The following is an 11868-nucleotide window of genomic DNA, read 5'->3' as shown; positions in this document are numbered from 1 at the left end:
ACCAACCTGCTGGCCCTCAACGCCGCCATCGAAGCCGCCCGCGCGGGTGAGCAAGGGCGCGGGTTTGCCGTGGTCGCCGATGAGGTCCGCAGCCTGGCGCAACGCACGGCGGTGTCGACCCAGGAGATCAAGACGATTATTGAAGGGTTGCAACACGGCAGCCGGCAAGCGGTAGAGGCCATGCACGACAGTCGCCAGGGCGTGGAGCGCTGCGTGGAGGACAGCCAATTGGCGGTGGAGATGCTGCGGGCGGTGGGCAATGATATTTCGCAGATCGACCAGTTGAATGGGCGGATTGTGTCGACCACCCGTGAGCAATCCACGGCGAATGTGGAGATTGTGGGGCGGCTGCAGTCGGTGCAGAGCATCGCGCAGAATACGGCGCAGGATGTGGAGACGCTGGCCAGGAGCAGTGAGCGGTTACCGCCGATTGCGGTGCGGCTGGATGCGCTGGGGCGCCGGTTTCATCAGTGAGTGGGAGCATGGGCCGGTGCTTGATTCAAGCGCTGCTTCTGACGCGGATTGTTAGTCCAGGCGTGAGCGTCGCTACGGGCAGATCGGGTTTCAATCAAATGAATCGGGCCCTTTCTGCTCCTTTATTTGGACGTGCCGTGTTCATTTTGAGCGTGGGCCGGATAACGCATAGCGGCTTGCCTCTTCCATCAAGTCATCGCACATCGGATTGGCTTTGAGCATGTACGCAGCCGGGTCGATTATCGACAAGCCAGGCGATGTCTCTTCTGTGGCAGATGCCCAAACTTCTCCCATTGGCCTGACAATCTATTTCACTGCCCTCGCAGGTGCGTAGGGGTTGATTTACCGCTACCTTCCCTGGAAATCTTGCAAAGAGACGATGCACATGGATGTTGAATGGGCGCATGCCATCGAAGCCGCAGAAAGCGAGTACTTGTGTTCCCGCGTTGAGAGCTTGTCGCGGGTTAGTGGAAATCCTTTTGGTGCTCGTGTGTTTTTCAATGGGGCCTTTCCGTGCTTTCAGGTGAAGGCAACACCTAGCCCGATGTTCAATCGTATCTACGGTGACAGCACCGGCAACCCCCTTTCACTGCTGAGCTTGCTCAAGGAGTCAGCGGAGTATTCAACAGTAACGCCCCTTATCGGGAAAGCCTCGACGTTGGAGCAATTCGCTTTTGTGGGTGAGGAGCGATTCGAGCGTTTGAGGGGGTGGACGCATCTGCAGCTTGCGTGCCCCATCGAGGATGCGGTGTTGACCCCCCAATTATTCAACATCGAAGAGGCCACTTCAGACTCTCTCCCGGAGTTCGCGGCAGTTCATGCGAGTGGCTTTCATACCAAGCCAGAGCATCGTCAGTTGAGCCAGGCTTGTTTTGCAGGACTGATGTCGAATGAACGCCTGAAAATCTACGTCCTTAAAGCTGATGGGCAAGTCGTTGCAGGCGCGTTGATGTACCTGGCCAGCAATGGCGTTGCCTACCTGGGCACGGCTGCCACTCGAAAAAATGCACGAGGCTTGGGCTATCATGGAGCGCTGATATCTCACCGGATAGAGCAAGCAAAGAAGCACGGCAGCCTGGTGATTGCTGCAACTGCGCTTCCAAGTTCACAGAGTCGCCGTAATTTGCAGCGCATTGGGCTGGCGGCGTCTCATGCTCAGGCGCTGTACCGCTTGGCAGATGGTTGAAACAGATTCGTAATCTACCTTCCGCTTGTGCGAACGGTAGATGTAAAAAGCTGCTGCGCCTATGGCGAAAATGGTAAGTCAGCCAGAGCTGTTCATATTCATTTAAAACCTCGGCACATCGACGTCGCGCAGAAGTTCCTCGGTGGCACATTTGAAACGCTCCACCAGAAAGTCCAACAGGACCCGCACTCTGGCAATTCGGTACCGATTGCCATGCAGCACCGCAAACACCCCAGCTTCTGCTACGCAATAGTCAGGCAGCAGCACCTTCAACCGCCCGGCACGGATATCCGCTGCTGCGTCCCAAATGGTCTTGCGTGCAATGCCATGACCGGCCAATGCCCAAGCACGTGCCACGGCGCCATCGTTGGTTTCCCAGGCGCTTTCCAATGGCACACTGTGGTTCCATGTCTGGCCGTCCACCCTGAAATGAAAGGTGTTTAAAGGACCCGCCGGAGTCACCAGCAGAATAAATTTATGCCCGGTGAGCTCGGCCGGCGTCTGCGGCTCGCCGTGGCTCGCCAGGTAGTCCGGCGAGGCACAAAGCACCCGCCAGTTGGGTGCCAGTTGCCGGGCGATCAACGAGCTATCACGCAGTGGGCCGAAACGAATGGCCAGGTCGACATCGTCCTGTACCAGGTTAGACATAGCGTCCGACAAGGTCAGCGCCACCTTCAACTGCGGATGCTGCGCGCAAAAGGTCTCGAGCCAGTCATTAAGCAGGTGACGGCCAAAGTCAGTAGAGGCAGACAGACGGACTTTACCGCGTACTTCCTGCTGACTCGCCTGCAACCCCGCCTCCGCCTCATCAATGGCGCGCAAGGCGACCCAGCATTGCTGCAGATAGAACCGGCCTTCATCAGTCAGGCGCAGTTGACGGGTTGTGCGATCAAACAAGCGGGTATGCAGCGCCGCCTCCAACTTGAGCAACCGTGCGCTGGCCGCCGCCGGCGACAACCCCAACTTGCGTCCAGCGGCTGAAAGACTGCCGAGGTCGGCAGCCTCAACGAACAAGCGCATGTCCCCCAATCGATCAGTGGCCATCTTCAATCCAGATTTGATTAAGCATCAAATTCTAGACCAATTATCAAATCACAGACACTTCATCACAATCAGGCCTCACCTGTTTTTCGAGCAAGCTCATGAACCGCGAAGAATCGATTCAACCCAACACCCTACCGTCCTCAGAACTACCTATCACTGGCTTACTGGCCCTGACCACCGCGAGCTTTATCGCCACTGCCAACGAGAGCGTACCCGCCGGCCTGTTGCCATACATCTCCGACACGTTTGAGGTTTCCCAGGCATGGGCGGGGCAATGGGTCACCGCGTGTGCCCTCGGTTCCGGGCTGGCGGCCGTTCCCTTGACCTTGGCCTTGCAAGGTTGGCCACGGCGCCTTGTGCTATTACTGACAGTGGGGGTGTTCTGTTTGTGCAACGCGGTAACTGCCTTGTCGCCGTATTTTGCCCTCACCCTGGTCGCGCGCCTGATCGTCGGGGTCGCCACTGGTGTGGCGTGGAGCCTGTTGGCCGGTTATGCGCGACGCATGGTCGCCGCGCCCTTGCAAGGCCGCGCGATGGCAGTGGCTATGCTGGGTATCCCCGTCGCCTTGGCGCTGGGCGTACCACTGAGTGCCTGGACGGGTGAACAGATCGGTTGGCGCAATGTGTTCGGGCTGCTAGCGGCGTTGAGCCTGGCGCTGATGGTTTGGATTCGGCTGAATGTCCCTGACTTTGCCGGGCAACGGGCTGGCCAGCGCTTGTCCCTAGGTCACGTTTTTTGCAGGCCAGGCGTGCGACCGGTGCTGACGGTAGTTATGCTGTGGATCATGGCTCATTACATGCTCTACACCTATATTGCGGCATTCCTGGCATCGGTCGGGTTGGATGGACAGGTCGAGCAGGCATTGCTTGCGTTCGGCATTGCGGCTCTCGTGGGTATCTGGCTCACTGGGCTATTGATTGACCGCTGGCTGCGGCGGTTGGTGCTGTTGAGCCTGGCCGGGTTTGCGCTGGTATCTCTGACATTGGCGTTGGGTGGCCTGCCTGCCATAGCGGTTTATGTGGCGATGGCTGCCTGGGGGCTGAGTTACAGCGGTGCACCGACCCTGCTGCAGACAGCTTTGGCGAATGCTGCTGCCGACGGTGCCGATGTGGCTCAGTCGATGCTGGTGACCGTACTGAACCTCGCGTTTGCGGGCAGTGCCGTAGTGGGCGGTGTACTGCTTGAGACGACAGGCGTGGGATCGATCCCCTGGGCAACCTTGGGATTGGTGCTGCTGGCCTGGTTGGTTGTTAAGGTGGGTGGCCAAGCTGGGTTCAGGAGCTTGTCCAAGCCCTGACCGGTTTTACTGCCGCTTAGTCCGAATTCGGCTCAGCCAAAATGCAGGCAAGCCAGTTCACACAAATGCTGTGTGATGCCTTCCTCGGAGTGTTCCGGAGCTGCAATCAACAGCATCTCCGAGGCACTCGATGAGGCTCAAGCGACGGCACGCAATGCCGGTGATATTACGCCGCCGCTCAATCTCAACTTCGTCACTCTAAGCAGCTCGATTAAATTGTTCGGAGCGCCGTCTGAGTATCTGCGTCCAGCTCAGATGCTCGGTTACTACCCTGACGAAGTCCTCAAGCGCTAATTTTAGCTCGATGAAGCACGCCTAGCCGAGCAGAGCATCCTAGTGTCACAGGCCATTTGAACGGCCTCTGACTGCTAACATTCCGTTGGCAGCCAGTCGGATAATGGCCGTAACGTTGGGCCTCATAGTGGTGAGGCATTTTCAGACGATATAGCCACTTATGCCGTCCCACAGAAGTTTTACCGCCGTGACTACGAGCAGGCAGTAGCAGGCAAGGTACATCTGGCGTTGATCCAGCTTGGTGTGCAGTCGCCAGCCCAGCCAGACACCACTTGGAACTGCTAACAGGCAGATGACCATCAGGCTTAGCACGTTACCGGTGGGCCTGGCTAACAGCAGCCAAGGCACTGCCTTGAGCAGATTGCCTACGGTAAAGAACATGCTGGTGGTGCCGGCATAGGTTTTCTTGCTTAGACCGAGCGGCAACAGGTACATCGCTAATGGTGGCCCACCAGAATGCGCGACCATAGTCGTGATCCCAGAGGTGACGCCTGCGGACACCGCCTTGAGCGATGAGCGCTGGCTGACCCTGATTTCCCCACCGGTTTTGAACCAGAGGCCGACAAAAATCAGGGTAACCGCCGCCATCACTAACGCGACTGCGCGGTGATCCATGACGCGAAAGAGTAGATAGCCGACACCGATGCCGACAATCAGACCTGGTAACAACAGCACCAGGTCGGGTTTAGACCAAGTGGATGGCTTCCAGTAACGCAGGCCGAACAGGTCCATCGCGATAAACAACGGCGCTAGCAGTCCGCCGGCTGTGAGCGGATCCATCACCAGCGACAGCAGCGGAATGCCGACAATGGAGAAGCCTCCACCGAAGGCACCTTTCATAAAGCAGATCAAAAAAACTCCGGCGAAGGTCACCAGAATCGTGGTGGTGGTCAACTCAAGGTCCACGGTGCTGCCCCCTGATCCGGCTGCTCAAGGTTGGCCAGCATTATCGAAGAAAGCTCAACGTGCCCGCGCTCGCGCAAGTGCGCGATCGCAGACAAGCGATCAGCGTGCGACTTGTTTTGATTGAGCTTGCGCTTGCATTCAACGCACTGCATTTCGATCTCGATACCGACAACTCTCGACACCATCTCGTCCAGATATTCACGCGGCGCATCGCCCATCTTCCAGGGCTTGATCTCCTTGGACTCCTGGTGGCGAGTCAGCTGGGCCAGGGTGCGGCGCAGGAGCTTTTCTTCCGAGATCACGCGCATGACGCCATGCACATGCACCACCTCGTAGTTCCATGTGGGAACCTGGCGATGCGTTTCGTGCTTGGACGCATACCAGTTGGGCGAAATGTAGCCTTCTGCCCCCCTGAAGATCACCATGACAGGCGTGCCGCCGGCGCAACGTTGCCACACAGGATTGGCGCGGGCCACATGAGCGGTCAGCAACCCGTATGTTCCGTGGCCGGTATCGAGTTCAAAGGGAATGTGGTCCGCATCCATGCCGGATTCACCCTCAGTCACGAGGATGCCCAGCGGATTGTCGCGGATAATTCGGTGCAACTGTTCCGGGCGGTGCTCTGCGAAGTGTTCGGGAATGTACATGGGATTTCACTACGGATTGTTGGGAGTCCATAATGTCGACCACGATCTGCATCATCGAAAGTGCCAGTTTCGAGGTTTTTCCATGGGCCAGTTTTCAGCCAATCCGGATGCATTTTCCCGCGGCGCGCAACGTCGGATCTATGCCAGGCTGCGCGCGCAGATAGAAGACGGCACGCTTGCCGCCGGCACGAGGCTCATGTCGACGCGGGCAATCGCGGCCGAACTCGGCGTGTCGCGAACCACTGTAACGGCGGCTTACGAGCAACTGGCGGCCGAAGGCTTTGTCCTGACATCAGTGGGCAAGGCCGCCACGGTAGCGAGCATAATCAGCACTCAATCCGGGCATGCCCAAGGGGACTCGGCGCAGCAAAAGGAACTGCCGCCAGTGCTTTCCCTTTACGGGCAACGAGTGGCCATCATGAAGCCGTACAACATGGCGTCACCCCAAGCCCGCATCGATTTCAGGTACGGCTCAGTCGCTACCAGGGATTTTCCGGCGCTGGGTTGGCAGCGCGCCTACCGTTCCGAACTAGTCAAGCGTCAACCGAGCCTCGCTTACGGCCACCCCGAAGGGGAAGAGCGCTTGCGCAATGCGCTGCAAGGTTATCTGCGACGCGCACGCGGTCTGGCGTGCGATGCGGATCAAATACTCGTAGTGCATGGCTCGCAGCAAGGACTTGACCTGTGCGCCCGGCTTTTGCTGAACCCGCAAGATGCATTCGTCTTCGAAGAGCCTGGCTACCGCATGGCCAGATATTGCTTTGAGGCCACGGGCGCGACGGCGTTGCCCATACCCGTCGATGCCTCTGGACTGGATACCAGTGCTCTGCCGGAAGGTGATCGCGTGCGCCTGGCCTTTGTCACTCCGTCGCACCAGTTTCCCATGGGGGCGGTGCTTCCTGTCGCACGTCGCCTCGAACTGCTGAGTTGGGCGAGGCGACATCGCGCGTGGATCATTGAGGACGATTACGGCGGCGAGTTTCGCTATGGCCAGCGGCCCATCGACGCACTGCAATCCATGGACGCAGATGCTCGCGTCATTTATGTCGGAACGTTCTCCAAGGCACTCTCACCGCAACTCAGGTTGGGTTATCTGGTTCTTCCACGCGAGTTGGTTCACGTTTTCCGTGAAGCCAAACGGCTGACCGATCGACACTCACCGCGCTGGGAGCAAAACGTGCTCGCCTCATTGATCGAAAGTGGAACCTATGAGCGTCACGTTCGCCGCCTGCGGCGGGAAAATGAACTGCGGCGAAGGGCATTACTGGAGGCTTTTGAACAGCATCTGGCGGAATATGGGCAACTGGCCGGCATGGCGGCGGGCTTACACGGCGTATTAACGCTACCCGCGCTTCGCGCTCAGGATGAGCCGACGTTGCAGGCGATAGCGCTCGAACGCGGGGTTGGCGTATATCCGCTTTCGCCGCTGTTTGCCGAACCAGCGTCGGTAGAATACGAGCGATCGGCAGGACTCATTTTGGGCTATGCCGGCCTGACAACGCAGCAGATTCATGAAGGGATCGGCATTCTTGGCACGGTGATTCGGGAGGTTAAAGAGCTTCGGACTCGAGCAAATTTACAAGGTAGAGATAAGGCGAATAAGAAAAAGTGGTCGGCTTGAGTGACTGCTAAGGGTGGAAACTGGTTCTGGACGGAGGCACCGCTATTGGCCGATTGCTGCTTGTCACGAAAGGCAGAAATCGGCCAATAGCTGCTGGGCGTGATCGACCGCTAATGGCCCAGAGTGTGTAAAAACGCTTCGCCAAAATTGAAGTGTGCGCTTCTACGTTAAATCTGAAATTTATCGGCACGTCAGCAGTAGCCTTGAACTCCCCCTCGCTATCTCCCCCTCAACCCTTTATGATGAGATCTATTCTCATAAACGCCAGTTCTCGGAATGCCCACACATCACCCCCTGATGGCCGCCCTGGCTCTCCATTACGACGACCTAGTTGACTACATCAAGCGTCGCTTCCACGGCCGAGACTTCGCACGCGACTTGATGCATGAAGTGTGCGTGCAGATGCTGGAGAAACCACCCCGCGACCCCATCGCCACGCCTTTGGCGTTCCTGCGTAAAACGGCGTTCAACCGCGCCATCGACCGTATTCGCGCCGAGCGTACGCGGCAGGCTCATTTAAATGGCCATGTGCCCGAGTACCTGAGCGTCGACGATTGGGACGGCGCCCAGGCGCTGGATTTCGAGCAGCAGCTGGCGGCGTTGCTAGACATCATCCAGGCGTTGCCCGTGCGTCAGCGGCAGGTATTCCTGCTGCATCGCATCCATGACATGTCGCAACGGGAGATCGCAGAGGAGCTGGGAATTTCGGTGAACATGGTGACCCAGCATTTCGGGCGGGCCATGAAGACCATCGGTCAGCATTGGGAGCCGGCGCGCCGAGCCCTTCGGAAAAACCCATGAATTCCTCGCCTTCCCGTGACCCCAAAAACGATCTGCTGCAGCCGTTCGCGGACGCTTTGCGTGAGCGCGTGCCTTCCAAGGAAACCTTGCTGGCCGAAGGTAAAGCCTTCACCAAAAGCCGCCGCAGCAAACAGAAATCCCTGGGTGCCGGATTGTTGGTCCTGGCGCTGGCAGGTGGCTTGTGGCAGTTGGATCCGGCCTGGCAGACGGAGGATGTGCAGGTCGCCATCGGCCAACGTCAGGAAGTTCGTTTGCAGGATGGTAGCTTGGCGATGCTCAATTCCGGCGCTCATCTGCGTATCGAAAAACGCCTGCGCAGCCGTCAATTGGAATTGCTGAACGGCGAAGCGATGTTCACCGTGGTACATGGCGATTCGCCGTTTATTGTGCGTAGCCAGGGCGTACGAGTGCGGGACATAGGCACAATATTCAATCTACGCAGCGATGAGCGTGGGGTGGATGTGGGTGTGATCGAGGGCAGTGTCGAGGTCAACAATGACCACACCGCGCCACGCCTGCTGAAGGCGGGCGAGCAGGTGCGTGCCACCGCTGAAGGGGTCGGCACGGTGGCACCGGCAAGCCGCGAGGCGCTGACGGCCTGGCAGCAGGGTAAGTTGCGCTTCGACGGTACGCCACTGAGTGAGGTCGTGCGCGACCTTCAGCAGTACCGCGAGCAGCGTATTAAAGTGGCCAATACAGCCACCGGTGAACTGCGCCTGTCGGGGGAGTTCGACAGCAAAAGCGTCGAGACACTGATCGAAATGCTGCCGCGGATTCTACCGGTGAGCCTGATACGTACCGCCGATGGCCGCGTGATTCTTAACAAGACTCGCTAACAGACAAGAATTATTTTCAACACGACATCAAGATTCCTACAGCGTCATACGCCATTGCCCATAGAGAGCACTTTCATCACTGGGGATCACAATGGGTAAGAACACGCGAGTGCAACGTCTGGCATTACTGGCTTCCAGCCTGTTACTGGCGGGGGCCGCCAATGCGCAATCCGCCACCTACCGCTTGGATATTCCCGCGCAAGCGCTGGATAAGTCCCTCAATGCGCTGGCGCAACAAACCGGCAGCCATGTGCTGTTCGCCACGGATATCGCCGAGGGCCGGCAAGCCCCGGCGCTGCACAGCCAGATGACCGTGGAGCAGGCCCTGCAAAGCCTGATCGGCCAAAGCGGCCTGCAGGTGCAGAAGGTCGACGACGGCAGTTATTTGATCGCCCCATCCGCCAGCGATGACGCGCTCAACTTAGGCGCAACCACGATTCAGGGGCACGCGCTGGGTGTGACGACGGAGAACTCCGGGTCCTACACTACGGGCGCGACGAGTACGGCAACCAAGTTGCCGCTTACCCTGCGCCAAACACCACAATCAGTGACGGTGATCACTCGCCAACAAATGACTGATCAGAGCTTGGGCACAATCTCTGATGTATTGGGGCAAACCCCCGGTGTGTCGGTGATGCATGACGACAGCGAGCGCTTCAACTTCTATTCCCGTGGTTTCGCGCTGAATAGCTTCCAGTACGACGGCGTGCCTACTTCAGATTTCACCACTAACACCAACGGCCTGGGTGTGCGGGACATGGCCATCTATGACCGGGTGGAGGTCGTACGCGGCGCCACTGGATTGATGAGCGGCGTCGGCAGCCCGGCGGGCGTGGTCAACTTAGTGCGCAAGCGTCCTACCACGGAATTCCAGGGGTACGTGTCTGGCAGTGGCGGTAGCTGGGATCGCTATCGCACTGAGATGGACCTGTCCGGGCCCCTCACGCAAAACGGCGCAGTGCGGGGTCGGGTCGTCGCGGCGTACGACGACTCCAACTCCTTCATCGATTACTACTCGTCGAAGAAAAACGTGTTCTACGCCATCGGTGAAGCCGACATCAGCGACAACACCATGGTGTATGGCGGTATCGACTATCAAAAGATCAACTCCAACGGTTCCAGCTTTGGCCAGTTGCCGTTGTTTTACGCCGATGGCACGCGTACCGATTTTTCCCGCTCGAAAAACCCGGCGGCCAGATGGGCCTATGCCGACAGTGAAAGCACCAAGTACTTTGGCGGTGTCGAGCATCATTTCGACAATGACTGGATGCTGCGTGTCGAAGCCAGCCACTGGAAAGGCGACACCGAGCAACTGCAAGGCAACCTGATCGGTTGGGGCCCTTACCCAGACCAAACGACCCGTCAAGCCCAGTTGTTCCGTAGCCACAAGACCTATGTCATCAACACCGATTCGGTGGATGCTTATTCCACCGGGCCGTTCTCCTTGCTCGGTCGCACCCACGACTTGATCCTGGGGCTTAATGTCAGCGACCGCCGCTCGGATTACTTCTCGCAAAATGCCGATGCAACCTCTGCGCGCCTGAGCGTGGACTTTGACAACTGGGGCAATAATGCGCCTCGCCCTACGTCCTACGTAACCTGGAGCTCCCAGGATTATCACATCAAGGAAGTCGGCGCTTTTGGCGCGGTGCGCCTCAAACCTACGGACGATCTGTCCGTTATCCTAGGTAGCCGCGTCGTCAACTACAAGCGCGAAGGCGAGCTGGGTTATAACTCTGACCCGGCCAACCCTGACCATGATGATGCCAAGAAAACCGGCAAGGTCATCCCCTACGCTGGCGTGGTCTATGACCTGACTGAGCAGCATTCGGTCTATGTCAGCTATACCGACATTTTTGAACCGCAAAGCAACATCGATATCAGCGGCAAAGTCTTGGAACCCATGGCCGGCAAGAACTACGAGGCTGGCCTCAAGTCCGAGTTCTACGGCGGTGCATTGAACACCAGCATCGCGGTGTTCAAGACCAAGCAGGACAACTTTGCGCAGTACGTAGGCAGCACCGACGACGGTCGTGATGCTTACGAGGGTGTGACCAATACCACCAAGGGCTTTGAGTTGCAGGCCTCCGGCGAAGTATTGCCGGGCTGGCAGGTACTGACCGGGTTCACCTATTCCCAGCCGCGTGATGAGCAGCACAACCGTATCGACTCCCAGCGCCCTGAGCGCCAGTTCAAGCTGGCAAGCACCTACAAGCTCAACGGTGCGCTCAAGGACCTGACGGTTGGCGGCAACGTTATCTGGCAGGGCAAGACATACTTCGTCAACGAGTCACTGGAATCGGAGGCCAAGGAGGGTAGTTTTGCCGTGGTCGGTTTGTTGGCACGTTATGACATCGATAAGCACCTGAGTGCCTCGCTTAATTTCAATAACATCTTTGATCGCGAGTACTACACAGGCTACGGCCTCTACAACAGCTACTACAGCGGTGATCCGCGCAACGTGATGGTGGGGCTCAAGTACCAGTTCTGAAGACGCCTGCGCCATTCAACTGCCAGAACACCCGTCGATGGTGGCCAGGGAGAGTAGACGACTACGCTCCACTGGCCTATGGCACGATCAGTAAGCTGACTTTCCAACACGCATTATCGAACAACCAACATTTCAGGATCTTGTCCGCTTTGACGCGATATTCGCCTTGAATGAAGCATTTCATCAGGCAGTTCCTGCGTTAAAATCTCCAGCAATCATACACACGATGACATTTATGAAAGCGCCGAGAATGAATCGCCCCGGGTTTTC

At 57.8% G+C, this 11868-nt stretch carries 10 protein-coding genes; 7 read left to right on the top strand and 3 right to left on the bottom strand.

Annotation, left to right across the window (positions count from 1 at the left end):
• Both HX846_RS06885 and HX846_RS06880 read left to right on the top strand, forming a co-directional pair.
• Nucleotides 1-474: methyl-accepting chemotaxis protein (locus HX846_RS06885; protein ID WP_256739787.1), on the top strand; the 474-nt coding region annotated here is incomplete at its 5' end.
• Between the two features lie 385 nt (nt 475-859).
• Nucleotides 860-1660 carry a GNAT family N-acetyltransferase gene (locus HX846_RS06880; protein ID WP_177036103.1) on the top strand — a complete coding sequence of 267 codons (801 nt, stop codon included), beginning with the start codon at nt 860-862 and terminating at the stop codon, nt 1658-1660.
• A 102-nt stretch (nt 1661-1762) separates the two neighbouring features.
• Here the strand turns inward: HX846_RS06880 and HX846_RS06875 are convergent, their stop codons facing one another.
• Entirely contained in the window at nt 1763-2704 is a 942-nt protein-coding gene (locus HX846_RS06875) for a LysR family transcriptional regulator (RefSeq protein ID WP_177036102.1), read from the bottom strand.
• 98 nt (nt 2705-2802) lie between these two features.
• Here HX846_RS06875 and HX846_RS06870 point away from each other — a divergent pair, with 98 nt between their 5' ends.
• Nucleotides 2803-4002, top strand: coding sequence for an MFS transporter (locus HX846_RS06870; RefSeq protein ID WP_178965174.1), 1200 nt, complete (start codon nt 2803-2805; stop codon nt 4000-4002).
• Nucleotides 4003-4437: 435 nt separating this feature from the next.
• Here the strand turns inward: HX846_RS06870 and HX846_RS06865 are convergent, their stop codons facing one another.
• On the bottom strand, nt 4438-5202 hold the full coding sequence (locus tag HX846_RS06865; RefSeq protein WP_003210527.1) for a sulfite exporter TauE/SafE family protein: 765 nt from the start codon (nt 5200-5202) through the stop codon (nt 4438-4440).
• Entirely contained in the window at nt 5187-5849 is a 663-nt protein-coding gene (locus HX846_RS06860; protein ID WP_178965173.1) for an FMN-binding negative transcriptional regulator, read from the bottom strand. The genes HX846_RS06865 and HX846_RS06860 overlap by 16 nt, the downstream gene beginning before the upstream one ends.
• Here HX846_RS06860 and HX846_RS06855 point away from each other — a divergent pair.
• The 4 genes from HX846_RS06855 (at nt 5848) to HX846_RS06840 (ending at nt 11598) form a co-directional block, all read left to right on the top strand.
• The gene (locus HX846_RS06855) at nt 5848-7470 is read left to right on the top strand and encodes a PLP-dependent aminotransferase family protein (RefSeq protein WP_102368746.1); all 1623 of its coding nucleotides are present in this window, start codon (nt 5848-5850) and stop codon (nt 7468-7470) included. The two genes, HX846_RS06860 and HX846_RS06855, sit on opposite strands and share 2 nt — an antisense overlap.
• A 297-nt stretch (nt 7471-7767) precedes the next feature.
• The gene (locus HX846_RS06850) at nt 7768-8271 is read left to right on the top strand and encodes an RNA polymerase sigma factor (protein WP_003210521.1); all 504 of its coding nucleotides are present in this window, start codon (nt 7768-7770) and stop codon (nt 8269-8271) included.
• Nucleotides 8268-9107: a FecR family protein gene (locus tag HX846_RS06845; protein ID WP_003210519.1), complete on the top strand. Its 840-nt coding sequence runs from the start codon at nt 8268-8270 to the stop codon at nt 9105-9107. Before HX846_RS06850 ends, HX846_RS06845 begins: the two co-directional genes overlap by 4 nt.
• A gap of 109 nt (nt 9108-9216) precedes the next feature.
• The gene (locus HX846_RS06840) at nt 9217-11598 is read left to right on the top strand and encodes a TonB-dependent receptor (protein WP_003210517.1); all 2382 of its coding nucleotides are present in this window, start codon (nt 9217-9219) and stop codon (nt 11596-11598) included.
• The last annotated feature ends 270 nt before the right edge of the window (nt 11599-11868 follow it).

The organism is Pseudomonas sp. K5002, assembly GCF_013386655.1.
Lineage (GTDB): Bacteria > Pseudomonadota > Gammaproteobacteria > Pseudomonadales > Pseudomonadaceae > Aquipseudomonas.
This window is presented reverse-complemented; position numbering and strand designations above follow the sequence as displayed.